The organism is Micromonospora yongxingensis (assembly GCF_052601155.1).
Genome location: NZ_JBQXEO010000017.1, coordinates 52,338 through 77,190 on the forward strand (window position 1 = coordinate 52,338; position 24,853 = coordinate 77,190).

General features: G+C 72.2%; 26 protein-coding genes and 3 tRNA genes. 14 read left to right on the plus strand and 15 right to left on the minus strand.

The features are described 5' to 3' along the window. Nucleotides 1-95: 95 nt before the first annotated feature. Complete coding sequence (locus ACTWLT_RS20580) at nucleotides 96-2,117, minus strand: carboxypeptidase-like regulatory domain-containing protein (protein WP_445319783.1); 2,022 nt, start codon at nucleotides 2,115-2,117, stop codon at nucleotides 96-98. A gap of 160 nt (nucleotides 2,118-2,277) precedes the next feature. Here ACTWLT_RS20580 and ACTWLT_RS20585 point away from each other — a divergent pair, with 160 nt between their 5' ends. The 5 genes from ACTWLT_RS20585 to amcA all read left to right on the plus strand — a co-directional run bounded on the left by ACTWLT_RS20585 (nucleotide 2,278) and on the right by amcA (nucleotide 6,995). Beyond that, nucleotides 2,278-2,631, plus strand: coding sequence for a sterol carrier family protein (locus tag ACTWLT_RS20585; RefSeq protein WP_445319784.1), 354 nt, complete (start codon nucleotides 2,278-2,280; stop codon nucleotides 2,629-2,631). 170 nt (nucleotides 2,632-2,801) lie between these two features. Continuing rightward, nucleotides 2,802-4,340 (plus strand): amidophosphoribosyltransferase, encoded by a 1,539-nt coding sequence (purF, locus tag ACTWLT_RS20590; protein WP_328422359.1) that lies wholly within the window; start codon nucleotides 2,802-2,804, stop codon nucleotides 4,338-4,340. A 61-nt stretch (nucleotides 4,341-4,401) separates the two neighbouring features. After that, entirely contained in the window at nucleotides 4,402-5,556 is a 1,155-nt protein-coding gene (gene purM, locus ACTWLT_RS20595) for a phosphoribosylformylglycinamidine cyclo-ligase (RefSeq protein WP_252417104.1), read from the plus strand. Between the two features lie 130 nt (nucleotides 5,557-5,686). Further along, the gene (gene amcB, locus ACTWLT_RS20600; protein ID WP_445319857.1) at nucleotides 5,687-6,790 is read left to right on the plus strand and encodes a cyclophane-forming radical SAM peptide maturase AmcB; all 1,104 of its coding nucleotides are present in this window, start codon (nucleotides 5,687-5,689) and stop codon (nucleotides 6,788-6,790) included. Then, nucleotides 6,759-6,995 carry a multiple cyclophane-containing RiPP AmcA gene (gene amcA / locus ACTWLT_RS20605; RefSeq protein WP_445319785.1) on the plus strand — a complete coding sequence of 79 codons (237 nt, stop codon included), beginning with the start codon at nucleotides 6,759-6,761 and terminating at the stop codon, nucleotides 6,993-6,995. The genes amcB and amcA overlap by 32 nt, the downstream gene beginning before the upstream one ends. 143 nt (nucleotides 6,996-7,138) lie before the next feature. On the opposite strand, the gene ACTWLT_RS20610 is transcribed toward amcA, so the two are convergent. Continuing rightward, the gene (locus ACTWLT_RS20610) at nucleotides 7,139-7,354 is read right to left on the minus strand and encodes a DUF3073 domain-containing protein (RefSeq protein WP_030332207.1); all 216 of its coding nucleotides are present in this window, start codon (nucleotides 7,352-7,354) and stop codon (nucleotides 7,139-7,141) included. Nucleotides 7,355-7,657: 303 nt separating this feature from the next. Beyond that, the gene (locus ACTWLT_RS20615; RefSeq protein ID WP_445319786.1) at nucleotides 7,658-8,740 is read right to left on the minus strand and encodes a Glu/Leu/Phe/Val family dehydrogenase; all 1,083 of its coding nucleotides are present in this window, start codon (nucleotides 8,738-8,740) and stop codon (nucleotides 7,658-7,660) included. Between the two features lie 194 nt (nucleotides 8,741-8,934). Here ACTWLT_RS20615 and ACTWLT_RS20620 point away from each other — a divergent pair, with 194 nt between their 5' ends. Beyond that, on the plus strand, nucleotides 8,935-9,774 hold the full coding sequence (locus ACTWLT_RS20620) for a DUF8083 family protein (RefSeq protein ID WP_252417108.1): 840 nt from the start codon (nucleotides 8,935-8,937) through the stop codon (nucleotides 9,772-9,774). 250 nt (nucleotides 9,775-10,024) lie between these two features. After that, the gene (locus ACTWLT_RS20625) at nucleotides 10,025-10,234 is read left to right on the plus strand and encodes a BldC family transcriptional regulator (protein ID WP_007073996.1); all 210 of its coding nucleotides are present in this window, start codon (nucleotides 10,025-10,027) and stop codon (nucleotides 10,232-10,234) included. Nucleotides 10,235-10,316: 82 nt separating this feature from the next. On the opposite strand, the gene ACTWLT_RS20630 is transcribed toward ACTWLT_RS20625, so the two are convergent. Further along, entirely contained in the window at nucleotides 10,317-10,706 is a 390-nt protein-coding gene (locus ACTWLT_RS20630; RefSeq protein ID WP_252417109.1) for a PPOX class F420-dependent oxidoreductase, read from the minus strand. A gap of 54 nt (nucleotides 10,707-10,760) precedes the next feature. On the opposite strand from ACTWLT_RS20630, the gene ACTWLT_RS20635 reads away from it, so the two are divergent. Next, a complete protein-coding gene (locus ACTWLT_RS20635; RefSeq protein WP_252417110.1) occupies nucleotides 10,761-11,540 on the plus strand; it encodes a class I SAM-dependent methyltransferase in 780 nt (259 codons plus the stop codon). 78 nt (nucleotides 11,541-11,618) lie between these two features. On the opposite strand, the gene ACTWLT_RS20640 is transcribed toward ACTWLT_RS20635, so the two are convergent. Continuing rightward, entirely contained in the window at nucleotides 11,619-11,921 is a 303-nt protein-coding gene (locus ACTWLT_RS20640) for a hypothetical protein (protein ID WP_252417111.1), read from the minus strand. 176 nt (nucleotides 11,922-12,097) lie between these two features. Between ACTWLT_RS20640 and ACTWLT_RS20645 the strand changes: the two genes are divergently transcribed. Both ACTWLT_RS20645 and ACTWLT_RS20650 read left to right on the plus strand, forming a co-directional pair. Beyond that, on the plus strand, nucleotides 12,098-12,955 hold the full coding sequence (locus tag ACTWLT_RS20645; protein ID WP_445319787.1) for a 3-hydroxyacyl-CoA dehydrogenase family protein: 858 nt from the start codon (nucleotides 12,098-12,100) through the stop codon (nucleotides 12,953-12,955). 114 nt (nucleotides 12,956-13,069) lie between these two features. Then, nucleotides 13,070-13,813 carry an enoyl-CoA hydratase/isomerase family protein gene (locus ACTWLT_RS20650; RefSeq protein WP_445319788.1) on the plus strand — a complete coding sequence of 248 codons (744 nt, stop codon included), beginning with the start codon at nucleotides 13,070-13,072 and terminating at the stop codon, nucleotides 13,811-13,813. A 65-nt stretch (nucleotides 13,814-13,878) separates the two neighbouring features. On the opposite strand, the gene ACTWLT_RS20655 is transcribed toward ACTWLT_RS20650, so the two are convergent. Continuing rightward, on the minus strand, nucleotides 13,879-15,222 hold the full coding sequence (locus ACTWLT_RS20655) for an ABC transporter substrate-binding protein (RefSeq protein WP_445319789.1): 1,344 nt from the start codon (nucleotides 15,220-15,222) through the stop codon (nucleotides 13,879-13,881). A 155-nt stretch (nucleotides 15,223-15,377) separates the two neighbouring features. Here ACTWLT_RS20655 and ACTWLT_RS20660 point away from each other — a divergent pair, with 155 nt between their 5' ends. Continuing rightward, nucleotides 15,378-15,767, plus strand: a complete 390-nt coding sequence (locus ACTWLT_RS20660; RefSeq protein WP_252417115.1) for a hypothetical protein — start codon at nucleotides 15,378-15,380, stop codon at nucleotides 15,765-15,767. Nucleotides 15,768-15,965: 198 nt separating this feature from the next. Beyond that, entirely contained in the window at nucleotides 15,966-16,673 is a 708-nt protein-coding gene (locus ACTWLT_RS20665) for a DUF2786 domain-containing protein (RefSeq protein ID WP_445319790.1), read from the plus strand. A 16-nt stretch (nucleotides 16,674-16,689) separates the two neighbouring features. On the opposite strand, the gene ACTWLT_RS20670 is transcribed toward ACTWLT_RS20665, so the two are convergent. Beyond that, a complete protein-coding gene (locus tag ACTWLT_RS20670) occupies nucleotides 16,690-17,217 on the minus strand; it encodes an SRPBCC family protein (protein ID WP_445319791.1) in 528 nt (175 codons plus the stop codon). A gap of 165 nt (nucleotides 17,218-17,382) precedes the next feature. On the opposite strand from ACTWLT_RS20670, the gene ACTWLT_RS20675 reads away from it, so the two are divergent. Further along, nucleotides 17,383-18,357, plus strand: coding sequence for a hypothetical protein (locus ACTWLT_RS20675; RefSeq protein ID WP_445319792.1), 975 nt, complete (start codon nucleotides 17,383-17,385; stop codon nucleotides 18,355-18,357). A 478-nt stretch (nucleotides 18,358-18,835) separates the two neighbouring features. Beyond that, entirely contained in the window at nucleotides 18,836-19,162 is a 327-nt protein-coding gene (locus ACTWLT_RS20680) for a hypothetical protein (RefSeq protein ID WP_252417120.1), read from the plus strand. Nucleotides 19,163-19,253: 91 nt separating this feature from the next. On the opposite strand, the gene ACTWLT_RS20685 is transcribed toward ACTWLT_RS20680, so the two are convergent. The 8 genes from ACTWLT_RS20685 to ACTWLT_RS20720 form a co-directional block, all read right to left on the minus strand. Beyond that, nucleotides 19,254-19,327 (minus strand) — tRNA-Phe (locus ACTWLT_RS20685). Nucleotides 19,328-19,426: 99 nt separating this feature from the next. Next, nucleotides 19,427-19,500: transfer RNA gene (locus ACTWLT_RS20690), tRNA-Asp, on the minus strand. A 31-nt stretch (nucleotides 19,501-19,531) separates the two neighbouring features. Then, nucleotides 19,532-19,604, minus strand: a tRNA-Glu gene (locus ACTWLT_RS20695). Between the two features lie 154 nt (nucleotides 19,605-19,758). After that, a complete protein-coding gene (locus ACTWLT_RS20700; protein WP_445319793.1) occupies nucleotides 19,759-20,544 on the minus strand; it encodes a polysaccharide deacetylase family protein in 786 nt (261 codons plus the stop codon). 74 nt (nucleotides 20,545-20,618) lie between these two features. Then, the gene (locus tag ACTWLT_RS20705; protein ID WP_445319794.1) at nucleotides 20,619-21,560 is read right to left on the minus strand and encodes a MerR family transcriptional regulator; all 942 of its coding nucleotides are present in this window, start codon (nucleotides 21,558-21,560) and stop codon (nucleotides 20,619-20,621) included. Further along, complete coding sequence (idi, locus tag ACTWLT_RS20710) at nucleotides 21,550-22,170, minus strand: isopentenyl-diphosphate Delta-isomerase (protein WP_445319795.1); 621 nt, start codon at nucleotides 22,168-22,170, stop codon at nucleotides 21,550-21,552. Before idi ends, ACTWLT_RS20705 begins: the two co-directional genes overlap by 11 nt. Next, nucleotides 22,167-23,648, minus strand: coding sequence for a phytoene desaturase family protein (gene crtI, locus ACTWLT_RS20715; protein ID WP_445319796.1), 1,482 nt, complete (start codon nucleotides 23,646-23,648; stop codon nucleotides 22,167-22,169). The genes idi and crtI overlap by 4 nt, the downstream gene beginning before the upstream one ends. 28 nt (nucleotides 23,649-23,676) lie before the next feature. Then, on the minus strand, nucleotides 23,677-24,819 hold the full coding sequence (locus ACTWLT_RS20720; protein ID WP_445319797.1) for a polyprenyl synthetase family protein: 1,143 nt from the start codon (nucleotides 24,817-24,819) through the stop codon (nucleotides 23,677-23,679). Between the last annotated feature and the right edge of the window lie 34 nt (nucleotides 24,820-24,853).

Below are 24,853 nucleotides of genomic sequence, written 5' to 3' on the forward strand. Positions count from 1 at the left end.
CGGAACACTGCGATTTCAATGACCACGAGTGGATCTCGCGATAGCGAAACGGCTACCCGGATCTCCGGGTAGCCGTTTCCCTGCGCTGTGGTCGGTCAGTCGTCCAGCCAGTCGAGGCGTCGACCGCCCCGCTCGGTCGGCGGAGGGCCGTCCGGACGGGCCCGACCGGGCTGCTGACCGTAGCCGCCCTGCTGGTCGTAGCCGGCCCGGTCGTCGTAGCCGCCGCGCTGCGGCGGGGGCTCCTGGCCGTAGCCGCCCTGGTCGTAGCCGCCGGCCTGCTGGCCGCCGTAGCCACCCTGCTGGTCGTAGCCGCCGCCCTGGTCGTAGCCGCCACGCTGCTGCGGGGGCTCCTGGCCGTAGCCGCCCTGGTCGTAGCCGCCGGCCTGCTGGCCGCCGTAGCCGCCCTGGTCGTACCCGCCGGCCTGCTGGCCGTAGCCACCGGTGGGCTCCGCCCCCCGGCCGCTGTACGGGGTCGTCGGGTCGGGCTGGCCGTAGCCCTGACCCTGCTCCGGCTGGTAGACGCCGGTGGCGTACGGGTCGGCCGGGGCCGGGTACTGCGTGCTGTCGCCGGTGTACCGGCCGGTCGGCTCGTCGAAGCGCTCGCCGTAGGCCGCGCCACCGGCGGGAGCCGGCGGGTATCCGGCGGCACCGGCCGGGGCCGTGTAGTCGCGGCTGCCGTAGCCACCGCCGGAGGACGGCGCGTTGCCGTAGCCGGGGGCGGGAGCGCCGCCGTAGCCGGCGCCGGAGCCGGGTGCGGCACCGTAGCCGTCACCGGCCGCGCCGGCACCGTAGCCACCCTCGGGGGTCGTCGCCGAGCCGTAGCCGCCGCCCGAGGCGGGAGCGTTGCCGTAACCGCCGGCACCGTAACCGCCGGGTGCCGGCTCGTCGCCGTAGCCGGTGCCACCCCAGCCCTGCTGGCCAGCGGCGCCGTACGGCTGTGCGGGCGCGGCGTACGGGTCGGGCGGGACGTCGTCGACCACCGGACGGTGCATCATCGTCGGCGCCTCGCTCAGCGCCGCGCCACCGACCATGGTCGGGTCCGGTCCGCCTCCGGGCCGACCCACCACCCGGGTCTGGTCGTCGGCCCCACGGAAGCCGCCGCGCGCCGCCGGCACCGCGCCGGCCGCCCCGGCACCCGCCGGGGCGTCCTCGTCGTCGCCGTTCTCCTTGCGCTTCATCCACAGCAGCACGATCGTGCCGACGCCGGCGGCAACCAGCAGACCGCCCAGCAGGATGATCATGTACGAGCCGATCCCGCCGCTGTCCTCGGTGTTCGCGGCGTTCGCGGGCGCGCCCGGGCTGGCCTCCTCGGACGGCTCCTCGGCGCCCTCCTCGGTCGTCTCCTCGGTGGGGAGGGCCTCGGCGGTGGGGGACGGGGTGGCGCTCGGCGTCACCTCGACCTTGATCGCGAGGCTGATCCGCTGCCCGGTGATGGCCTGACCGGCCGTGGCGTTGAGGCTCTTGGTGGCCAGCACGTTGTCGAAGCTGGCGCCCAGGTCGATGCGACCCGGCGCGATCGGCTTCTCGCTGGTGCCGGTGAAGCGGAAGTTGCCGCTGCCGTCGCTGGTGGTGTCGTAGCGGTGGCCCGCGCTGTCCTGCAGCATGACCACGGCGTTCGGCACGGCCTTGCTGTCGGCCTGCACGACGACCTTGCCGGAGACCGACCGCACGGTCTGGTTCTGCGGCGGTGGCGGCGGCGCGGCCTTGCCCTTCACGGTCAGCGAGACGGTGGCGGTGTCGGGGCCTGACTCGGCCTCGACGGCCACGGTGACGGTGGCGGTCGCGTCGCCGGCGTTGTCATTGGCCGCGATCCTGACCAGCACCGACTTTGTCGGGTTGCCGAGAACGCCGCCGAAATCGAATTCGCCGCAACCACCGGCGCAACTGACGCCGGACGGCAGGCCGGAGAGGCTGATCTTCCCCTTCTCGTCGCCGTTACCAGGCGTGACGCGCACGGTGATCGTGGCGTCGCTGCCGGCGTTTACGGAGATCGAGTTTGGGGAAACATCGACGTCTGCGGCCATTGCTGGTGTGGCGGGGACGGCGAGCAGAGCGCCGGTAACCAGCGCTACGACCACACCGGCCCGCTGATACCAGGCACGTCGGTGTGTTGACACGTCCACCGCCTTCCGGGCTGACTTCCCTTGACCGGCGGGGCGCCGGGCCGGGGATCATCACGGTACGAATACGCCGTCGGCAACTATGCCTTGTCTTGCTGGATCGGCGCGACCCAGGGCCAGCGTCACATGGTCTACCTGCGGGTCGTATCGTCCCGTCGTGTCCTCTCCGTACAGTAAGTCCGCCGCCGTTACGGCCGCGTTGTCGGCGCTTGACGAGGGGCGTACGCCCGAACGGCCGGTGCTCCGGGAGGCGGTCCGGTCGTTGTTGGCCGTCCTCGCGGAGCGCGCCCCCGGCCGATCGGTGGAGGTGCGCGTCCCACCATACGGGGCGATCCAGTGCGTTCCCGGTCCTCGACACACCAGGGGAAACCCGCCAAACGTGGTCGAGATGAGCCCGGAGACGTGGTTGGCGCTGGCCACCGGGCGCATCGGTTGGGCCGAGGCGGTTACCGACGGTCGCGTCCAGGTGAGCGGCGTCCGCGCGGACCTCTCGGCACACCTGCCCCTCTAGCTGCCCGGATGTCCGGGTGATCGTCACGGTCGGCAGGGGAAACGTGACTTTATGTATCGATAGCTGTTCGCGTACACTGTCAGGCGACGACAGTGGTCCCGGCACGAGGAGTGTGGATCCGCCCCGTGATCCCCGCCAGGCCGGTCCAGACCAGCATGAGGGAGCGGTAGGTGCCCCGAGGCGACGGCCGGCTGAGCCACGACCTTGACCCCCAACGACCCGGCCCCCAGGACGCCTGCGGCGTCTTCGGCGTCTGGGCCCCCGGCGAAGAGGTCGCCAATCTGACCTACTTCGGTCTCTACGCCCTTCAGCACCGCGGCCAGGAGGCGGCGGGCATCGCGGTGAGCGATGGCTCCGGAGTGGTGGTCTACAAGGATCTCGGCCTGGTGGCCCAGGTCTTCGACGAGCCCACGCTGGCCAGCCTGCGCGGCCACCTGGCGATCGGGCACGCGCGCTACTCCACGACCGGCGCCTCGAACTGGGAAAACGCCCAGCCGACCATCCGGTCGACCAGCTCGGGCACGACCATCGCGCTGGCTCACAACGGCAACCTGGTCAACACCGCCGAGTTGGAGAAGGAGGTCGCCGAACGCGGCCTCGTCGCGGACGGCTCGACCAACGACACCTCCCTGGTGACCATGCTGCTGGCCAGCCGACCGGACCTGTCGGTCGAGGCGGCCGCGATGGAGGTGCTGCCGCAGCTGCGGGGCGCGTTCAGCTTCGTCTTCATGGACGAGTCGACCCTCTACGCGGCACGCGACGCGCACGGCGTGCGCCCGCTGGTGCTCGGTCGGCTGGAGCGCGGCTGGGTGGTTGCCAGTGAGACCGCCGCGCTGGACATCGTCGGCGCCAGTGTGGTGCGCGAGGTCGAGCCCGGCGAGCTGATCGCCATCGACGAGGACGGGCTGCGGTCCACCCGGTTCGCGGCGCCGGAGCCGAAGGGCTGTCTCTTCGAGTACGTCTACATCGCCCGCCCGGACGCCACGATCGCCGGTCGCAACGTGCACGCGGCGCGGGTGCAGATCGGCCGGCAGTTGGCCAAGGAGCACCCGGTCGAGGCCGACCTGGTCATCCCCGTGCCCGAGTCGGGCACGCCGGCCGCGATCGGCTACGCGGAGGCGTCCGGCATCACCTACGGCGCCGGCCTGATGAAGAACCCGTACGTGGGGCGCACCTTCATCCAGCCGTCGCAGACCCTGCGCCAGCTCGGCATCCGGCTAAAGCTCAACCCGCTGCGGGAGAACGTCCGGGGCAAGCGGCTGGTGGTGGTGGACGACTCGATCGTCCGCGGCAACACCCAGCGGGCCATCGTGCGGATGCTGCGCGAGGCGGGGGCGCTGGAGGTCCACGTCCGGATCTCCTCCCCGCCGGTCAGCTGGCCGTGCTTCTACGGCATCGACTTCGCCACCCGGGCCGAGCTGCTGGCCAATGGGTTGGACAACGACGGCATCCGGCGTTCCATCGGAGCCGACACGCTGGGCTACGTTTCGCTTCCCGGCCTGATCGCCGCGACCGAGCAGCCGAAGACCCGGCTGTGTCGGGCGTGTTTCGATGGGGAGTACCCGATCGAGCTGCCGGCCGGCAACCTGATCGGCAAGCACGTGCTCGAAGGGGTGGGCCGACGGGTCGCCAACTCGGCGCCGGAGGCTCCGCACACCAACGGCTCGCTCGTCGCCACTCCTGGTGGCGTGACCGCAAACCGCCCGTAGCACCAACCGGCGCGGCCCGGCCACCGCCGGCGCGGCACCGAGAACCACAAAGGGGAGAACCGTGACGCACGTGTCCGAGCGCAGCGGCGCAGGAAGCAGCCCGACCGGCGCCGGCGGCGACCGCCAGCCCTGGACGGCCGGCGCCGGCCGTCAGGCGCGCAAACGCTCGGTCTCGTACGCCGACGCCGGCGTCTCCATCGACGCGGGCGACCGCGCGGTGGAGCTGCTCAAGTCGAAGGTGCGCCAGACCCGCCGCCCCGAGGTGCTGGGCGACCTCGGCGGTTTCGCCGGCCTGTTCCGGCTGGACACGACCAAGTACAAGAACCCGATCCTGGCGTCCTCCACCGACGGGGTGGGCACCAAGCTGGTGATCGCCCAGCAGATGGACATCCACGACACGGTCGGCATCGACCTGGTCGCGATGGTCGTCGACGACCTGGTGGCGTGCGGCGCCGAGCCGCTGTTCCTGCTCGACTACATCGCCACCGGCGAGGTCGTTCCGGACAAGGTCGCCGAGATCGGGGCGGGCATCGCCGACGGCTGCCGCTACGCCGGCTGCGCGTTGTTGGGCGGGGAGACCGCCGAGCACCCCGGCGTGCTGCGTCCGGACGAGTACGACATCTCCGCGACCGGCGTCGGCGTGGTCGAGGAGAGCGACATCCTCAGCCCCGACCGGGTCGAGGTGGGCGACGTGGTGATCGCCATGCGCTCGTCCGGCCTGCACTCCAACGGCTACTCGCTGGTCCGGCACGTGCTGCTCGGCGCGGCCCGGATGCGGCTGGACATCGTGATCGACGACTTCGGTCGGCAGCGGACCCTGGGTGAGGAGCTGCTCACCCCCACCAAGATTTACGCCAAGGACTGCCTGAAGCTGATCGCCGAGGCCGACGTGCGGGCGTTCGCCCACGTCACCGGCGGCGGCATCCCCGGCAACCTGGTCCGGGTGCTGCCGGAGCACGTCGACGCCGTGGTCAACCGGTCCACCTGGAAGCCGCAGCCGGTCTTCGACCTGATCCAGTCGAAGGGTCGGATCGACGACCCGGAGATGGAGTCGACCTTCAACATGGGCGTCGGCATGTTCGCGATCGTCTCGGCCGAGGACGCCGACCGGGCGCTGGCCACGCTGACCGGCCGTGGGGTCGAGGCGTGGCAGGCCGGCGAGATCATCGAGGGCACCGGCAACGTGCAGATGGTTGGCCAGCACACCCGCGGATGATCACGCTCTGGTGATCGTACGGGCACCTGATCAGGGCTTCACCCGAGTGGCCAATGCCGCCTAGCCTGAAGGGCACCCTCAGGCTAGGCGGAGGAGGGCAATGGCTGCTCGGGGACAGTCGTTCAGCGGGATGCGCGGTCTGGCCGCGGTCCCGTCGTACGTCGTCATGCAGCCCACCACCCTCTGCAACCTCGACTGCTCGTACTGCTACCTGCCGTTCCGTGCCGCCGACCGGCGGATGTCGGTGTCGGTGGCCGAGGCGGTGGCGGCGGCGGTCAACCCGTGGGCGGCGGTCGGTCGCTTCTCGGTGGTGTGGCACGGCGGTGAGCCGCTGGCGGCCGGCCGGGAGCACCTGGCCGACCTGATCGCGCCGTTCGGGCCCCAGGTCGAGCACCACGTGCAGACCAACGCCACGCTGATCGACGACGACTGGTGCGAGTTCTTCGCCCGGCACGAGGTGCGGGTGAGTGTGAGCGTGGACGGGCCGCGGGAGCGCAACGGCGACCGGGTCAACCGGGGCGGCCAGCCGGCGTACGACCGGATCCTGCGTGGGGTCGCCGCGCTGCGCCGGCACGGGCTGCCCTTCTCCGCGCTCGCCGTGGTGTCCAGGCCGGAGGCGGGGCTCGCCGGCGAGCTGTACGAGTACTTCCTCGGGCTGGGCTGCGACGTGCTGGGCATCAACATCGAGGAGACCGAGGGCGTCAACACCCGCGACAACCGCCACGAGGCGGCCGCTGTCACCGCCTTCTGGGCCGAACTGGTGACGGCCTGGCGCCGGGAGCCCCGCATCCACCTGCGCGAGATCGAGTGGTCGCTGCGCTACGCGGCGGCGGTGCTCGACAACTCGGCGGACAGGGTGCTGCCCCGCCAGCTCGATCCGATCCCCACGATCGGGCACGACGGCTCGGTGACCGTGCTCTCCCCGGAGCTGGCCGGCTTCACCGACCCCCGCTACGGCGACTTCAGCAGCGGCAACGTGCTGACCAGCCCGCTGACCGAGATCCTCGCGGGCGCTGCGGCGACGCCGTGGGTGAGCGAGTTCCTGGCCGGGGTGGAGGCGTGTCGGGCGTCCTGCCCGTACTTCGGCTTCTGTGGCGGTGGCCACGCCGCCAACCGCTACTTCGAGCTGGGGCGTTTTGACGGCACGGAGACCGAGCACTGCCGCAACAGCAAGATCCGCCTATTGGAGGGAGTGTTGGAGCATGCCCGAGACCACGAGTCACCGGTTGCCTGACCGCGAAGCGGATGTCGCTCCGGACGGAGTCACCGAGCGGGTGCGGGAGGTGGCCCCCGGGCTCGTCGCGCTCCTTCAGGAGGCCGAGGACGCGCGGCGGCTGCGGGCGGAGGTGTCGGGCGGGGACGGCGCCAGCGCGGTCTGCGCCTGGAACCACTTCGAGAACATCCCGACCTTCTACAACTGGAACAACCGGCCGCGCTGAGGGCGAACGCGGTCAGGGGCCTGTCGAACGGCGGGAGAAGTCTCCCGCCGGGCCAGGCCCCCGATCGTCGCCGCTGATACCGCCCTAGACGGACACATGCGTGAGCACGCGGGGGTCACCGCGTGCTCAGCTGCATCGAGAGGTCAGCGGGTCGGACGAACCCAGGGATCCGGGTCGTCGTCCGCGTGATCCTCATCATCGTCGTCGACAAACTCTTTTGAGTCGTCGTCGAAGTGGTGCTCAGACTTACCAGCACCCGCCAGTTCGCGCTGCAAGGCGGTGAGGTCGGTGTTCGGGGAGTGGTACTTCAACTCCCGGGCCACCTTCGTCTGCTTGGCCTTAGCACGGCCGCGCCCCATGGCTCGACCCCCTCGCACAGAATGCGGGGCAGCCCGAAGGCGGGCCCCGATGACGTCAGGCATCTCTCGTGGCTCTTACGGTACATGGGGATGCCATCGTTCGGCACCTCGGGTTACCGTCAGCCGGCTCTGCGCGTCGCGTCGATCCGGCCGTCACCCAGTGTACCCGGTAAGGAGCGAACCGTAGAGCACCCGTGACACCGGACAAAACGCGCCAAACTCGACTGGGACTCAGCTTACCGAGCGGGGCTCCTGGCGTGGGGCCCGGAGGCGGATCCGGTCGGTCCGCCTCCGGGTGCCCGCTCAACGCAGGTGGATCGTGCGCAGCCGGCCGACGTCGGCCATCCGCCGCTCGGCCAACCGGTCCGCCGCCACCGCCGGGGGAACGCCCTCGGCGTCCGCCAGGTGCAGGATCTGCCGGGTGGTGTCGTAGATCCGGGTCGCCCGCAGCTTCGCGCGGTCGAAGTTGAAGCCCTCGATCTCGTCGGCCACCTGGATCACACCGCCGGCGTTGACCACGTAGTCCGGGGCGTACAGGATGCCCCGGTCGGCCAGCAGCTTCTCGATGCCCGGGTGGGCGAGCTGGTTGTTCGCCGCTCCGGCGACCACCTTGGCCCGCAGCGCCGGCACGGTGTCGTCGTTCAGCGCGCCGCCCAGCGCGCACGGGGCGTACACGTCGATGTCGGCGGCGACCAGCGCGGCGGCGTCGTCGACCAGGGTGACCTGCGGGTGGTTGGTGCGCACCCACTCCAGCGCCTTCGGGTTGACGTCGGTGGCCACCACCTCGGCGCCGTCCTCCAGCAGGTGCCCGGTCAGGTACTTGCCCACCTTGCCCAGACCGGCCACGCCGACCCGGCGACCGCGCAGGCTCGGGGTGCCCCACACGTGCTCGGCGGCGGCCCGCATGCCCTGGAAGACGCCCCAGGCGGTCAGGATCGAGGAATCGCCGGCGCCGCCGTGCTCGACGCTGCGGCCGGTCACGTAGCGGGTCTCCCGGGCCACGACGTCCATGTCCGCCACGTAGGTGCCGACGTCGCAGGCGGTGTAGTAGCGACCGGCCAGCGACTCCACGAAGCGGCCGTACGCGCGCAGCAGCGCCTCGCTCTTGATCTGCTCGGGGTCACCCCAGATGACGGCCTTGCCGCCGCCCAGGTCCAGCCCGGCGAGCGCGTTCTTGTACGCCATCCCACGGGACAGGTCGAGCACGTCGGCGAGGGCGTCGTCCTCGCTGGCGTACGGGTAGAAGCGGGTGCCGCCCAGCGCGGGCCCCAGCGCGGTGGAGTAGATCCCGATGATCGCCTTCAGCCCGGTCTGCTTGTCCTGGCAGAACACGACCTGTTCGTGACCGGTCGATACCGGGTCGTCGGTGCTCGCGAATACGCCCATGACTGGCTCCTGGAGTGGTGTGCGTCCTTGTGGGACGCGGACCTGGTGGACCCCGGCGGGGATGCTGCCGGTGCCGTCGAGCCTAGTATCGGCCGCCCTGAGGGTGCCCGACGCGTCCGCCGCCGTCCCACGTTGCGGCGCGCGTGGTCCGGCCGCTGGCGGCGTCCGGGGGCGGTTCGTGGGAGGATCGCGCCGTGCCGTCGCTCTTCGCTTCTTACCTGCGCGTGTACGAACCGCTGACCGCCTTCGACCGCGACCGCCAGAGCTACTGGCGCCGCTACGTGTCGGAGGGGCGGGCGGTGGCTCCGGTCGAGGGGCCCGGCCGGCAGCGGACGGCGGTGATCGAGGCGCTGGGCGCGGGCTGGACCCGGCTGCCCGACCTGCCGGAGGAGGCGTACGTCCTGGAGACGGACGACAGCCTGCTGGTCTGCCCCTGGAACCTGCGGATCCGGGTCGCCGAGGCGGCGCTCAGCGCCCGGGACGGGGTGCCCTCGGTGCTCGCCGACGCCTTCGTGCCGCCGGTGCTCGCCGGTCAGGCCAGGGCGGTGGTCGACGACTGGCGCAGCGGTGCCCGGGTGCTGGAGCACGGGGTGCCCCGCGTGCACGAGCAGATCGCGACCTGGGGCGTGCCGCTGCGCTGGTTCGTCCTCTTCGACCCCACGGAGCGGGATCTGGTCACCGAGCCGGGCCGACGGGCGCTGCGCTACCGCACGGAGATCTCCAAGGCCCGCCGCCGTTCGTCACGGGCGCTGTCGGTGCTGCGCAAGTCGGTGGGCGAGGCCCCGATCACCGAGGCGGTGGAGGAGGCGGCCCGCTGGCTGGAGGAGTTCCACCCGCGTTCGGTGGTGGAGCTGGACTACGGCGGTCTGGTCGACCTGCTCTCCGACGAGACGCTGACCGCGGACGACTCGCCGGAGCTGGTCGCGGGTGGCCTCGCCGGGCTGTCGCGCGGTGAGGCCGAGGAGGCGTCGGCCGCGTACGACAAGCTGGTCGCGCGGTGGCGTGCCGTGCAGTTGCTGGAGCGGTGCAACTAAGGCAAATCGCCCGAGGAGCGCTCCCAAGGTGAGGTGTGCTCGTAGTTGACGCATCACGAACCGTGATCATGAGTCCGAATAAGGTACTTTCTGCCGTGTAAAAGTCGTAAAAATCGGGCATGGTTCATCCGTCCGTCTAGGGACCTTCATCCGTTCGGCCCATGTCGGACATCGGGGACTAGCCGGACCATGGGAGACGCGTCGGCCGGCGGGACCCCGGCCGATGTCTATACACGTGGAGGAGTGACCGATGGCATCGCGAACGCACGAACCAGAGCCGCTACTCACGCCGGCCGAGGTGGCGTCGATGTTCCGTGTCGACCCGAAGACGGTGACCCGGTGGGCCAAGGCCGGCAAGCTCAGCGCCATCCGCACCCTGGGTGGCCACCGTCGGTACCGCGAGTCGGAGGTCAGGGCGCTGCTGCAGGGCCAGATCCCGCAGCAGCGGCAGGGCGACTGAGCCGGCACCAGTTTTTCCGGTCAGAGGCGGTGGATCTCGATCCGCCGCCTCTTTCCATGTCCGGGCTTCGTCGCTCCCGGCCTCAGCCGCGCCCGTCGGCCAGCGTCACCCGGATGCCCACCGTGCCGCCCTCGCCGCGTCGCAGCCGGCTGCCGAGCAGGCTCAACCGACCGATCAGCCGGTACTTGTGCTTGAGCAGGTCGCGCACCCGGCCCGTGTCGCCGCCGTTGTAGATCGTCGCGTGGGCGGGCACCTCCGCACCGTGCGGCCGGCCCCGCACGTCGCACGGCGCCACGGTCACCTCGCCGTTGTGGCGGATCCGCTTCACCTTGCCCGAGTCGGCGCGCGTCCAGACCGCCAACGCCTCTCCGTCGCGGACCGCCCAGACGGGGGTCGGCACCGCCCGACCGTCCTTGCGGAAGGTCGTGAGCAGGATGTATTTCTCGGCCGACAGCCGGTCCAGCGTGGTCACGCCGCCAGGATACGGCCGCTGCGGGCCACTGAGTGGCCGGATAGCGTGAACGTCGTGACGGGGGAGCCTCTAATCGGTGACGTTGTCGGCGAACTGCTCCGGGACACGCTCGCCGTGGCCACCGGAGTGGGACCCCGACCGCTGGTCGGCGGGCGACTGCCCAGGCCGGTCATCGAGATCATCGAGCGCGACGACGGGTTGATCAATGGCGCGCCGGCCGCGCACTACCTCGACGGGCCGGCGGACTGGCAGCCGTACGACCACCGGGCGGTGGACCGCGCCGAGGGCGAGACGCTCGACATCGGCACGGGTGCCGGCCGCATCGCGCTACTGCTCCAGGAGCGTGGCGTACCGGTCACCGGGCTGGACACCTCGGCGGGCGCGCTGGCGGTGAGCCGGCGCCGCGGGGTCCGGCGCCTGGTCCACGGCACCGTGGACACGCACGTCGCCGACGGTCAGCGGTACGACACGTTCCTGCTGCTCGGCAACAATCTGGGGCTGTTCGAGGGACGGGAGCGGGCGCCCGGCTTCCTGGCGGCGCTCGCCGCGCTGGCCCGGCCCGGGGCGCAGATCATCGCGCACGGCACCGACCCGTACGGCACCCGCGACCCGCTGCACACCGGCTACCACGAGCGCAACCGGCGCCGTGGCCGGTTGGGCGGGCAGCTCCGGCTGCGGCTGCGCTACCGGGAGCTGGGCACCGAGTGGTTCGACTACCTGGTCTGTTCGGCGGACGAGTTCGCCGGCCTGGTGCACGGCAGCGGCTGGCGGTTGACCGATGTGGACGACCGCGACGCCCCCTACTACCTGGCCACCCTGCGCCTCGCGGGCTGAGCGCCCGCCGCCTGGCCGTCGCTGTCAGCACGGGCCCCTGTCACGCGCCAGGCGATGACAGGGGCCCCTGCGCACGACTCAGACCTGGACGGTCGGGGGAAGCTGCTCGGGTGGGAGGCCGCCGTCGCCGTCGACCACCTCGTCCGGGGTGCCGTCCTCGTCGATGTCGACCATGGTGATGTCCACCTTGCCGTCACCGTTGGTGTCGAACTGGAACAGGTCCGCCTTGCCGTCGCCGTCGGTGTCCACCACCCACACGTCGGTGCGGCCGTCGTTGTTGGTGTCGGCGCGCAGCAGTTCGACCCGCTCGTCGCCTCGGGTCTCCACGGTCTCCCCGTCGGTGCTGCCCGGGTCGGTGACGCTCTCCGGTGCCTGGCTCATGTCGACTGGTCCTTCCCTCGGTTGACGGGCCGTCAGTACCCGATCCCGCGCTCCCCCACGCATGGGCCGGGTCGCGGTGCTGCATAGGGTCGCACCATGAGCGAGCGGAACGGGCGGATCAACCGGACCGGCGTGGCGGAGACCCCGCGCGCCGCCGGGCGGGACAGGGAGGCGTGATGAGCGATCGTTTCGTGGTCGTCGGTGCGGGCACGATGGGCCTCGGCATCGCGTACGTGGCGGCCGGGGCCGGGCACGACGTCGAGTTGGTCGAGGTGGACCCCGACCGGGGCGCGACCGCACTGAACCGTCTCGCCGAGCTGTGGGAACGGGCGGTGCAGCGCGGGAAGCTGAGCGCCGACGAGGCCGCCACCAACCGGCTGCGGGTGACGCTGCGCCCGACCCTCGCCGAGGTCGCTCCCACCCCGGACGTGATCGTGGAGGCGGTGCCCGAGCGCCTCGACCTGAAACGGGCGGTGCTGCGGGACGCCGCCGCGCTGCGCCCGGCACTGCTCGGCAGCAACACCTCCAGCATCGCCATCGGCGAGCTGGCCGCCGGCCTGAACCAGCCCGAGAGTTTCCTCGGCCTGCACTTCTTCAACCCGGTCTGGGCGATGACGCTGCTGGAGATCGTGGTCGGCCCGGCCACCGCCGAGGAGACCACCGCCGCTGCCGTCGCGCTCGCCGGCCGGTTGGGCAAGGATCCCGTCGTCGTACGCGACCTGCCGGGCTTCGCCACCTCCCGGCTCGGGGTCACCCTCGGCCTGGAGGCGATCCGGATGGTCGCCGACGAGGTGGCCAGTCCCGCCGACATCGACAAGGCGATGGTGCTGGGCTACCGGCACCCGATCGGGCCGCTGGAGCTGACCGACCTCGTCGGCCTGGACGTGCGGCTGGACATCGCCCGCACCCTCCAGGCCGCGTACGGGGACCGCTTCGCGCCGCCGCCGCTGCTGGTCGAGATGGTGGCCACCGGGCGGCTGGGCAAGAAGTCCGGGCACGGCTTCTACCGTTGGGACGCCGGGGGCAAGCGGTGAGCGCGAGGAGTGAGCTTGCGAGCCCCGCAGTCGCGAACGAAAGGCGGGCACAGCGGTGAGCGCGAGGAGTGAGCTTGCGAGCCCCGCAGTCGCGAACGAAAGGCGGGCACAGCGGTGAGCGGGCTACGGATCGAGGAACGACCTGACCGGCTGGTGGTCACGCTGGACCGGCCGGAGAAGCGCAACGCCATCGACGCCGACCTGATCGCCGAGCTGCACCAGGTCTGCGCGGAGCTGGAGGCGCGCCCCCGGCTGCTGCTGCTCACCGGCGGTGCGGAGGGCATCTTCGCCGGTGGCGCCGACATCGGTCAGCTCCGCGAGCGGGGTCGCACCGACGCGCTGGCCGCGATCAACTCGGCCGCCTTCGCCCGGATCCGGGCGCTGCCGATGCCGAGTGTGGCCGCCGTCGACGGTCCGGCGTTGGGCGGCGGCGCGGAGCTGGCGTACGCCTGCGACCTGCGGGTGTGTACGGCCCGGGCGGTCTTCGGCCAGCCGGAGGTGCGGTTGGGCATCCTGGCCGGTGCCGGCGCGACCCACCGGCTGCCCGCCCTGATCGGCGAGGCTCGGGCCAAGGAGCTGCTCTTCACCGGCCGGCGGGTCGACGCCGCGGAGGCGCTGCGGATCGGCCTGGTGAACCGGCTGGTGGACGAGCCCGGCGAGTTGCTGACGGTGGCGCACGGGCTGCTGGACGAGATGGCGCACGGCTCCCCACTGGCGCTGCGGCTGACGAAGCTGGCGGTCGACGCGCCGGCCGCCGCGCACCCGCAACTCGACCTGGTCAGCCAGGCGGTGCTCTTCGAGGACGAGGAGAAGCACCGCCGGATGACCGAGTTCCTGGAGCGTCGCCGCAGCCGCTGACCCTCGGACGGAAACGGCCGCACCGGCGGGAAGCCGGTGCGGCCGTCGCGGTCCGAGGTCGGTGCTCAGTGCCGGATCTGCACCCCGGTGTCGGCCAGTGCCCGGATCACCTGTGCGGACTCACCGAAGCCGATGACCAGCACGGCGTCCGCGCCGAAGTCCTTGATCTCCTTGGCGCCGCTGCTGAAGTCCACCGGCGGGGCCTTCGCGTCGGCCGGAGGATCGTAGGCGAGCAGCTTGAGCCGGTCGCCGGTGATGCCGGCCTTCTCCAGCTCGTCGCGGACGGTGGCCTGAAGGCCCTCGCCGTAGGAGTCCTTACGGGCGACGATGACGATCTTCTGCGACCCGTCGCGGAGGATCACGTCGGCCAGCGCCCGGCCCTGCAGGCTGTCCGGCGGGGCGGTGCGGAAGTAGAGGCCCTTGTCCTCCACGTCCGTCAGGCCGCTGTCGGTGTTGGACGGCGAGAACAGGATCTTCCCGGCCTTCACCACGTCCGGCAGCACCTCGCGGGAGATGCCCGAACCGCCAGCGCCGATGATCACGCTTACGTTGTCCGCCACGTGCTTGGCCACGGTCGCCCTCGCGACCGCCGGGCTGGTGCCGTCGTCCCCGTCCACCCAGGTCACCGGCTTGCCCAGCGCGCCGCCAGCGGCGTTGATCTCCCTGATCGCCAGGGCCGCGCCAGCGGCCATCGGCGGGTAGGCGATCGCCAGGTCACCGGTCTTCGGCAGCAGGCCGCCCACGACGAGCGGCTCCTGGTCGGCGTTGTCGCCGGCGGGCTGCTTCCTCGGCTTCGGCGGCGCCTTGGTGCTCGCCGCCGACTCGGTGCCCGCCCCGACGAACTCGGTCTTGCCGTCGTTGATCTGCTGGCCGTCGAAGGTCAGCGTGGCGTAGCTCGCGGTGGCCGGCTCACCCTTGTCGGTGAAGCCCGCCCGGGTCAGCGACACGCTGCGGTACTCGATGTCCTGACCGGCCCGCGCAAGCGCCAGGCAGGTCGCCGGGTCCTCGCAGCGCTGGCCGTTGTTGGTCACGCCGACGATCTGCTTGGCGATGGCTGCCGGGTCGGTGCTTCCGGCCAACTGGGCGGCGAGCACCCCGATCACCACAGCGTCGTACGTCTCGGCCGAGTAGAGGTAGTCCGTCAGCGCCGGATCGACGGACCGTAGCCGGCTCTTGAAGTCCTCCGGCAGTGGGGTGAGCGGGGTGGTCCCCTTCATCCCGTCGACGAGATTGGCACGTTCCTTCAACTCCGCAGGGTAGGAGTTGAGCATGTTGCCGTCCGTGCCGTAGAGGCGCACCTGTTGAGCGCTTCCCTCCTCGGCTTTGTCATCCCCGCAAGCGCTCGTGGCGAGCAGGATCGTCGCGCAGGCGGCCAGGGAGGCTACCCGCGAGCGGCGTGTAAAGAGCATGGTCGTCCTTCCTCCGGCGAAGGTCCGCTGCGCACATTAGCGTGCCGTGCCGAGTGGCGGGACCGTGGAGGTGACGTAATGCGCAGGTCGCCCGCGTTGAACACGGACAGTGACGGTCGGGGCGGGCCTTGACCGCCCGTCCTACTGTGCGCTGGGTGACCGACCTACCACAGCAAACGTTCGACGACGCGGCCGCCGTACTTCGCTCGGCGCTGGCCGGGGATGGAGACGCGGTGGTGGGGACGTTCGACGCGGTCGTCGACCGTGCCGGCCTGAGCGGCGCGTACGGGGTCGCCTGGTGCCTGGCCGCGACGATGGTCGGTGACGCACCGTCGGGCAGTGGATGTGCGCTGGACTTCCCGGGGATCGACCAGGCGGAGTACGACACCCGCTGGGTGGCGCGCTTCGTCAGCGCGTACGCCAACCGGGACGTCCCGACCGGGGAGGCGCTCTTCGGCGCGGCGGCGGCCGACGGCCTGCTCCCGGACTGCCTGCTCACCCTGGCCGGCTCGACGATCGCCACCCTGCGCAGCCGGTCCGGCTGATGAGGCCCCCGGGCGCGGCGCCCGTCGGGACCGGTCGCCGCGCCCGGGTGGGTCGCTCAGAACGCTTGGTACGCGACCAGCGGAGGACACGTGATTGACCATCCGTAGTGGATGGAGAAACCGATTGTGACGATGATACGGATCGATCGACAGGGGCGTGGCCCCGACTTCGGCCGGCGGATGTGATAGCTCTGGGGGATGTCCGAGGCGATGCTCAGCAAGGTGCGCAAGCTGCTGGCCCAGGCCGAGGACCCGGCCTGCACGCCCGCCGAGTCGGCCGCGTTCACCGCCAAGGCCACCGAGTTGATCGCCCGCTACGGCGTGGACCGGGCGCTGCTCGCCGCCCGGGACCCGGCCACCGACCCGGTCGGTGACCGGGTCGTCGACATCGTCGCCCCGTACGCCCGCGACAAGGTCGGCCTGCTCGCCGCGGTCGCCGAACCGCTGCGCTGCCGTTGCGTACGCCGGCGGCAGGGCAACGGCTTCGCGCTGCACCTGTTCGGCTTCGCCAGCGACCTGGAGCGGGTCGACCTACTCTTCACCTCGCTGCTCGTGCAGGCGGCGCACGGCCTGGCCGGCACGGCGGTGCCAGCCGGTGAGCATCCGGCCGCCTTCCGGCGGTCCTGGCTCGCCGGCTTCGCACAGGTGATCGGAGGCCGGCTCTGGGCGGCCGAGACCGCGGCGGCCAGCGAATCGGGCACGCCGTCGGTGGCCCTGGTGCTGGCCGACCGCTCCGATCGGGTGCAGCGGCGGGTCGCCGAGCAGTACCCGCGACTGCGCACGGCTCCGCCGCGCCGGCTGGCCGGTACCGGCTTCGGCTCCGGAGCGGAGGCCGGCCACCGTGCCGACCTGGGTGGCCGCGACCTCACCGGCGGCCGGGCCGCCGGGCGACACCTCGGCCGCTGACCTCCCGTGCCGTCGCTCAGGCGGGCGCGGTGGGGTGGTCGCGCGACACCGTGGCGAGGTAGCGGGTGAGCAACTCGTGCCAACCGGCGGTGAGCGCCTTGCGGTATCCCTCGGCCGCCTCACCGTGCCGGTCGAAGTGCCGGTGCTCCAGCTCGACGCGGGTGCGCTCGGGGCCGTCGGGAAGGAACAGCACCTCGACCTCGCTGGCCCGGGCCGGGTCCGGCACGGGCACCCGGTCCGGGCCGATCTGCCAGGCGAACACCAGCCGGCGCGGCGGATCCCAGGTGAGCACCCGGCCCCAGTCGGCGCGGAAGCCGTACGGGCCGATCTCGTAGAGCATGCCGCCGGGCCGGGGCTCCATGCCCAGCTCGGCGAGAGCCTCCGGGCCGGACCAGGTGTACTCCGTGACCCACCAGTCGGTCAGCTCGTCGGTGAAGACCGCGAACGCGTGCTCGGCGGAACCCGGGACGAGGAGGCTGCACCGTAAGGAGAACCGTTCCAGGTCCTGCCGGATGTCGGCCGGATCAGCCATCCCCTGTCCCATAGGCCCGGACCATACCGGCTGATGCCCCGCTGTGCAGCTTCGCGAGGTGCCCGGTTCCGGACAATGGGTTGTCGGGTCGTCACACACGGGTGCCCCGCCGGAAAGCGGGTAACCGCGCCCGACGGCCCGGACGACCGGGCCGGTGTGGCGACGGAGCGGGAGAGCATGAGCGAGAGCGCGCAGCAGCGGGACCGGGAGGTCGACCGGCCGGGCCAGGCCAACGGCGGTGCCGACCCCGACGTCCTGCTCGACATCCCCAAAGTCTCGGTCGACTCGATCCGGCTCGCGGTGGACGGACTGGACGCGGACCTTTCGCTGCGAGCCCGGCTGGCCAACCTTCTCCAGCTCGACGCCGGCGTCCGCGTGCACCTGCACGGCGTCGAGCTGGACATCAACGGGGTGCAGGCCGAGGCGCAGCTGCGGGTACGGCTGGAGCAACTGGTGGAGATCCTGGGCCGGGCGTTGGAGACGATCGACAACAACCCGCAAATCATCGACTCTCTCTCCCGGTCGGCCGGTGCCGTGATCGACGACGTCAACCGCAGCACCCAGCAGTTGGCAGCGGGAGCCGCCGAGGTCACCGGGTCGGCTCGGCGCTCCGGCGTACCCGATGATGCGCGGCGGCTGGCCGGCGCGGCCGCCGACCGGCCGCGACCGGGTCCGGGTCGCCCCGGGGCCGGCGAGCAGGGCCGGGCGCAACCCACCGGTCCGGAGAGCAGGCCGCCGGAAGGGCCGAAGCCTGAGCGGCAGGTACCGCAGGGCCAGCCACCGACGGGGCCTAAGCCTGAGGGGGCGAGGCCGCAGGGCCAGGCGCCGCAGGGCCAGCCGTCCCAGGGTCAGACGCCGCAGGGGCAGCGGCCCGAGGGTCAGACGCCGCAGGGGCAGCGGCCGCAGGGTCAGCCGTCGGAGGGGAAACCCCGCAACGAGCCCGGCGCGTCGCAGGGACCCGGCCCGTCCGGCAATGGTGACGGCGGTCAGGGCGGTGGTGGCGTGCCGGGCGGGGCGCAGGCCGCCGCCCAGAGTGCGGCGCAGCTCGCCGAGCAGGCGGGGGAGACGCTGCGGCAGGCCGGGCGCAGCGTGTGGGAGGCGATCCAGGGCGGCATGGCGCAACACCGCCAGCAGGGGCGTCGGGATCAGTGACGGGCCGCTTGTGGCGGCCCGGCGCGGAGGTACGCGGCGGCGGGCATGCTCTGATCGACCTCGTCCACGGCACCCTGCCACTCGCGCCACCGGGAACGAGCCGACTAGGCGACGCCGTGGGCAGTGAGATCGGCCCGCCGGGCGTGGATACTCAGGACTCATGGGCAGTCGCAAATATCTGTTCTGTTGGTGTCGCCGGCATCTTCCTCCGCCTGTCCCGGGGCGGGAACCCAGCGGTCGGCGCTACCTGAGGGTCGAGGAGTGTCCCCGCTGCCGACGCTTGTGGCAGGTGCGGGAGTACGCGTCCCGTTGGCAGCGGGTGATGGACAGTGGGGGCGGGGCCTCCAGTTCGTAACGTCGCCGTGTAGCTGGTTCCGCATCGATTTCCAGCCACCCACATCCGCAGGAGTGCCGCCCGGGGCCGCCGTGCCATCTCTCGTACGACTGCGACCTTGACCACCCCTTCGATGATGGCCGCATGAGTCTGGATGACGGGGACCCGGTCATGGTCGCCTTGAGCCTGGTGGCCGTGGTCCTCGGCCTCGCCTCGGTTGTACTGGGCGTGCGGGTGGCCGTGTCACGACGGTTTCCCGCAGCCTGGGTTCGGCTTGCACGCCTGACACCGAGCCAGCGGTCTCAGCCCCTGCGCATGGGCAGCGCCCAGGCCATGATCGGTGCCGGCCTGGTGGTCCAACAGGCGCCCTTCCTCATCCCCATGCCCTTTCCGGTGGGACGCGCCCTGTTCGCGGTGTCCCTGCTGTTGCTGGTGACGGCGGCGGGATCGTTCGCGCTGCTCCGCCGCTAACTGGGGCCGACCGAGGCGCACGGGGCCAACAGCAAGATCCCCACCTGCGTTTCCGCTGGTGGGGATCTCTGTAGCCCGGCGAAAGGCTATGTGGCCAGGGGCGGGGTCGAACCGCCGACCTTCCGATTTTCAGTCGGACGCTCGTACCAACTGAGCTACCTGGCCGTATCGCTCGGCTCATGCTACCCGCCAAACGGATGAACCGCTGGCAGGGTGACACGCTCCGATACGCAGAACGCCGCGCTGGGCGCGGCGTCGGCGCTGCGGTCCTGACGGGACTTGAACCCGCGACCTCCGCCTTGACAGGGCGGCGAGCACTCCAACTGCTCCACAGGACCTAGCTTGTGTTGCTCCGGCTTGCGCCGGTCGTGCCCCCAACGGGATTCGAACCCGTGCTACCGCCTTGAAAGGGCGGCGTCCTGGGCCGCTAGACGATGAGGGCGGCCCCGCCATCATTGCACATTCGCAACTTCAAGCGGACTTGCTCCCATCCGGCCCCGCCGGAGGCTTGGAAAGCATACGTGATCCCTGGTCGGTCGACAAAACCGGTATGGCGGGAGCCCCAGCTCGGCGCAAAACCGCAGGTCAGAGCCGGTCTACTTGAGTCGGGTGATGCCGAAGCGGTGCTTCAGGTCGGCGATCACGTGCGGGCAGGCGGCGAGCGTCGCGGCCCGGTTGCCGCCGCCGTCGTGCAGCAGCACGACGGCGCCGGGACGGGCGGCGGAGTGGATCCGCTTGGCGATCGTGGCGGCGGTGGGCTTGTCCCAGTCCTGCGGGTCGACGTTCCAGTGCAGCGGACGCATGCCGAGTTCCTTCGCCACCCCCAGCACCTCTGCCGTCCACCGGCCGCCGGGTTGCCGGTAGAAGGGCACCGGCGCGCCCGGAGCCGCCGCCTGGATGGCCTTGTTGGTCCGGGCCAGGTCGGCTCGGATCTCGGCGATCGGCCGTCGGGCCAGGTCGAGGTCGTGCCGCCAACTGTGGTTGCAGAGCTGGTGCCCCTCCCGGACGATCCGCCGCACCAGTTCCGGGTGTCGCTGCACCTCCCGGCCGACGAGGCAGAAGGTGGCGGTCACCCGGGCGGCGCGAAGTTGGTCGAGCACCTTGGGCGTCCAGGCAGGGCTGGGGCCGTCGTCGAAGGTCAACGCGACCGGGCCCACGCCGGTGGTGCGTCGCAGGCCACCGGGGAGCTTCGCCGGCAGCGGGCGCAGCGGTGGCTTGGTGCGGGTGGGGCGCGGCGACGTGGCGGGTTTCGGGGTGGGCGGAGCGGTCGACTCCGCCGGCTGCGGCGGGCCGGCGGGTGCGATGGTGCCGCCGGGCTGGGCGCAGCCGGACAGGACCAGCACCACGGCGAGGACGGACGCCAGGACGGCGCGGGCTTGCATCTGCTCGCTCCCGGGGGGTCGGGGTAGGCGGACGCCCAGACGCTAGTGGACGCCGCCGACGGCGGACAGCCCGGTCAGTCCCCCCTCGACTGGTCCAGCGAGTCGCGGACCGCGACGGCGAGCGAGACCGCCTCGGCCAGGTCGACCGGCCGGACCACCCCGGAGGGCAGGGTGTCCGCCCGCCAGCCGGGGCCGGCGGCGAGCACCAGCAACGGGCGGCGGGGCGCGGCGAGCAGGGCGCTGAGCTGGGCCGGGTCGGCGGTGGCCCGGGTGTGCGACCAGAGCACCACGGCGGCCGGGCCGGTACGCGTGACCGCCTCGACGAGGGCGGCCACCGGCACCCGGGCGCCCAGCATCCGGTAGCTGACACCGGTCTCGGCGAGCGCGGCGGCCATCGCCTCCAGCGGCAGGCTGTGCTGCTCCTCGTCGGCGCAGGAGAGCAGGATCCGGGCCGGTCCGGTCGGCGGGGTGGCCCGGCCGGCCGCCGCGAGCGCCTCCGAGACGCAGCGGCTGACCAGGTGCTCGACCTCGATCAGGGCGCCCGTGGCGGCGTGCCGTTCGCCGATGCCGGCGAGCACCGGGCGCAGGAGGCCGTCCCAGGTGGCGATCACTCCGCTGGCGGCCAGCGTGTGCGCGATCGTCTCGCTGATCGCCGCCGCGTCCAGTCGCATGGCGGCCCGAGCCAGCCCGCGGGCGGCGGGGCCGGCGCGCCCCACCGGGATGCTTCCGCCGCCGTCCCGGCCGGGCGTGCGGATCCGGCTCCGGACGGCGTCGGCGGGCATCGGATCCGGTGTCTGGCGGGCCCAGCTAGCCGCCTCGGCGGGGCTCACCCCCTCGGCGGTGAGCCGTTGCATGATCTCCAGGCGCGCCAGGTCCGCCGGCGTGTACCGGCGGTGGTGGCCCGGGATGTGTTCGCTGGGCCCGAGCCCGTAGCGCTGGTGCCAGGTGCGCAGCGTGGTGACCGCGACCCCCAGCCGGCGCGCGACGGCGCCCGCGCTCAGCGCCTCATCGGCCACCCGACCGCTCCGCCGCGTTCTCCGCCGACGATCCGGACGGGGTCACAGCCGAGCCGGGTACGCCGGACGCCGACCCCGAGGGGCGCAGCAGCCGGTTCACCACCCCGCCCAGCCAGGGTGCGTACGAGCGGGGGTCCAGGTCGAGGTCCGCCTCCAGGGCAGCGGGCTCGGCCCAGCGCAGCTCGGCCACCTCGTCCGGGTCGGGCAGCAGCGGGGCGCCCGGAAGGAACTCGCCCTTCAGCACGTGGTCGTACTCGAACTCGACCCGCCCGGTGGCCGGGTCCTCGGCGTAGTAGACGTAGACACCCACCTCGGTCAGCTCGACCGGGCCGGCGCCCAGCTCCTCGCGGAGCCGCCGGTTGGCCGCCTCGGCGAGCGGTTCACCGGGCTGGGGGTGGCCGCAGCACGAGTTGGCCCAGCGCAGCGGGAACCGGGTCTTGACCGCGGCCCGCCGCTGCAGGAGCACCTGACCGTCCGGGTCCATCAGCAGCACCGAGAAGGCCCGGTGCAGTTGACCCGGCGGCTGGTGGGCGGCCGCGACGGTGACCTCGCCACGGGGTCGGCCGGCGTCGTCGACGAGCTCGACGAGGTGTTTCTCGCGGTTGCTCATCGCCTCTCCCCGGTGATCCGGCCGGCGGCGAGCTTGCCGGAGATCAGCACCATCGGTACGCCGACGCCGGGCTGGGTGCCGGAGCCGACGAAGACCACGTTCGACAGGTCACGGTGCAGGTTCGACGGGCGGAACGGGCCGGTCTGGAAGAGGGTGTGCGCGGCGGCGAACGGAGTGCCGGCAGCCATTCCCTGCTCCGCCCACTCGGCGGGGGTGATGGCCCGCAGCACCTCCACCCCGTCGCCGAAGCCGACGTAGCCGCGCTCCTCCAGGGTGCCGATGAGCTGGTCGCCGTAGCGGCGGGTCAGGTCACCTCGCCACTCGAACGGGGCCCGGTCGAGGTTGGGCACCGGCGCGAGGACGTAGTAGGTGTGCCGGTCCGGTGGTGCCACCGACGGGTCGGTCCGGCTCGGGTTGGTGACCAGCAGCGACGGGTCGGTCATCAGCTCGCCCCGCCGGATGACCTCATCGAAGGTGCCCTTCCACGCGCGTCCGAAGTGGATGTTGTGGTGGGCGATCTTCGCATAGCCCTGGCGGGAGCCGACGTGCAGGACGACGCAGGAGGGCGAGTAGGTGAGCCGGCGCTGGTGGGGGGCCGGGAGCAGATCCCGGTAGGCGACCGGCAGGTCGGGGTTGAGCACCACCACGTCCGCCGGCACCAGCTCGCCGTCGGCGGTGAGCACGCCGGTGGCCCGCCCGTTCGCGGTCTCCACCCGGGTCACGGTGGCGTCGTACCGGATCTGCACGCCGTGCTTCTCGGCGGCGCCGGCCATCGCCCGGGAGACCGCGTGGATGCCGCCGCGTGGGAAGTAGACCCCGGCGACCGAGTCGAGGTACGCGATGACCGCGTAGATGGCCAGAGCGTCGTGCGGGGCGAGCCCGGCGTACATCGCCTGGAAGGAGAAGATCCGCTGGGTGCGCGGATCCCGGAAGAACTGGTTGATCTTCGTCTGGAGGCGGCGGAAGGCCCCGCCGGTGAGCAGCTTGAGTAGGTTGCCGGTGATCAGGTCGGTCGGCGCGTCGAGATTGCGTTCGATGAAGTCGGCCCGCTCCAGCCGCCACAACTCCCGCGCGTAGTCGACGAAGCGCAGGTAGCCGTCGGCCTCACGCGGCCCGCAGACCCGGGAGATCTCGGCGGCCATCCGCGTGGTGTCGGTGAGCACGTCGAGGGTCGAGCCGTCCGGGTAGTACGCCCGGTAGGCCGGGTCGAGTGGGGTCAGGTCGAGCCAGTCCCGCAGCTCCTCGCCGACCGCGCCGAGCGCCTCGGCGATCAGGTCGGGCATGGTGAGCACGGTCGGGCCGGTGTCGAACTCGTACCCGTCCACGGCGAGCCTGCCGGCCCGCCCGCCGGGCACCGGTTCCCGTTCCAGCACGGTCACCTGCCGACCGCTGCCGGCCAGGTGCAGCGCGCAGGCCAGCCCACCCAGCCCGGCGCCGACGACCACCACCCGGTCGGTCCGTCCCGTCACCGTCCGCACGTGCCCACCTCCTTGAGAAAGTTGCCCATCAGGCCCGCCGGTTGGTGGCGGCGACGGCCAGCCCGGTCAGTGCGGTCCGTGCCGTCCGGTCCACGGGTGCGGCGTCGAGCGCGGCCAGCGCGTCGCCCACCCGTTCGGCGATCATCCGCTCCACCCGGGCCACCGCGCCGGTCTCGGCGACCAGCTCGGCGAGCCGGTCGACGGGCCCTCCGCTCGCCCTTTCCAGCGCGTCGAGCTGGGCCGGCGTGCCCAGCTCCCGGGCCAGCATGAGCAGTGCGGTCGGCTTTCCGGTGCGCAGGTCGTCACCGGCCGGCTTTCCGGTGGCGGCCGGGTCGCCGTAGACGCCGAGCAGGTCGTCGCGGAGCTGGAACGCCTCACCGACGGCCACACCGTAGCGGGTGTACGCGGCGACCAGCGGATCGTCGGCGGCCATCCCCGCCAGGCATGCGCCGAAGAGCAGTGGCCGCTGGACGGTGTAGCTGGCCGTCTTGTAGCGGGCCACCCGCAGCGCCCGGTCGACCGACCAGTTGACGGCGTCGTGCTCGCCGAGCACGTCGAGGTACTGCCCGGCGACCGTCTCCACCCGCATCTGGTCGTAGCAGCGGCGGACCTCGAACAGCCGGGCCGGCGGCACGGCAGCGTGTGCCAGCAGCCGGTCGGCCCAGACCATGCAGAGATCGCCGATGAGGATGGCGACGGCCTCGCCGAACCGGTCCGGGTCGCCCCGGTGGCCGGCGGCGATGTGCTGGGCGGCGAGTGCCACGTGCGCGGTGGGCCGGCCGCGGCGGGTGGCGGAGGCGTCCATCACGTCGTCGTGGACGAGCGCGAAGGTGTGCAGCAGCTCCAGCGCGGCCAGCGCGGGCAGCACCGGTGGCAGCGGCTCGGTGCCGCCGACCGCTCCACGCCAGCCCCAGTAGGCGAAGGTGGGCCGGATCCGCTTGCCGCCGGCCAGGACGGCGTCCCGCGCGGCCGCCGCGAAGCCACCCATCGCCGGGTCGATCTCGCCCAGCGTGTCGACCTCGGCCGTGAGGAAGGTGGCCAGTGTGTCGTCGACCGCGGTGATCAGGTCCTTGGTGTACGCGGCCAGCACGGCGCGGACCGGATCGTCCCCGTCGCCCGGCCGGTCCGGCGCCAGGCGGATCGCGTTACCCGCAACTGCGTCGTTGGCCATGCGGCCGAGCGTACCCTAGGGTTACGAGTTGCGT

What these genes read in the sequence shown, in the direction of transcription:
- amcB (WP_445319857.1), top strand. Translation starts at nt 5,687, where the DNA reads ATGCGCGGTCTGGCCGCGGTCCCGTCGTACGTCGTCATGCAGCCCACC.
- amcA (WP_445319785.1), top strand. Translation starts at nt 6,759, where the DNA reads ATGCCCGAGACCACGAGTCACCGGTTGCCTGACCGCGAAGCGGATGTC.
- ACTWLT_RS20610 (WP_030332207.1), bottom strand. Translation starts at nt 7,354, where the DNA reads ATGGGGCGCGGCCGTGCTAAGGCCAAGCAGACGAAGGTGGCCCGGGAG.
- ACTWLT_RS20615 (WP_445319786.1), bottom strand. Translation starts at nt 8,740, where the DNA reads ATGGGCGTATTCGCGAGCACCGACGACCCGGTATCGACCGGTCACGAA.
- ACTWLT_RS20625 (WP_007073996.1), top strand. Translation starts at nt 10,025, where the DNA reads ATGGCATCGCGAACGCACGAACCAGAGCCGCTACTCACGCCGGCCGAG.
- ACTWLT_RS20640 (WP_252417111.1), bottom strand. Translation starts at nt 11,921, where the DNA reads ATGAGCCAGGCACCGGAGAGCGTCACCGACCCGGGCAGCACCGACGGG.
- ACTWLT_RS20645 (WP_445319787.1), top strand. Translation starts at nt 12,098, where the DNA reads ATGAGCGATCGTTTCGTGGTCGTCGGTGCGGGCACGATGGGCCTCGGC.
- ACTWLT_RS20655 (WP_445319789.1), bottom strand. Translation starts at nt 15,222, where the DNA reads ATGCTCTTTACACGCCGCTCGCGGGTAGCCTCCCTGGCCGCCTGCGCG.
- ACTWLT_RS20665 (WP_445319790.1), top strand. Translation starts at nt 15,966, where the DNA reads ATGTCCGAGGCGATGCTCAGCAAGGTGCGCAAGCTGCTGGCCCAGGCC.
- ACTWLT_RS20670 (WP_445319791.1), bottom strand. Translation starts at nt 17,217, where the DNA reads ATGGGACAGGGGATGGCTGATCCGGCCGACATCCGGCAGGACCTGGAA.
- ACTWLT_RS20675 (WP_445319792.1), top strand. Translation starts at nt 17,383, where the DNA reads ATGAGCGAGAGCGCGCAGCAGCGGGACCGGGAGGTCGACCGGCCGGGC.
- ACTWLT_RS20680 (WP_252417120.1), top strand. Translation starts at nt 18,836, where the DNA reads ATGAGTCTGGATGACGGGGACCCGGTCATGGTCGCCTTGAGCCTGGTG.
- ACTWLT_RS20700 (WP_445319793.1), bottom strand. Translation starts at nt 20,544, where the DNA reads ATGCAAGCCCGCGCCGTCCTGGCGTCCGTCCTCGCCGTGGTGCTGGTC.
- idi (WP_445319795.1), bottom strand. Translation starts at nt 22,170, where the DNA reads ATGAGCAACCGCGAGAAACACCTCGTCGAGCTCGTCGACGACGCCGGC.
- ACTWLT_RS20720 (WP_445319797.1), bottom strand. Translation starts at nt 24,819, where the DNA reads ATGGCCAACGACGCAGTTGCGGGTAACGCGATCCGCCTGGCGCCGGAC.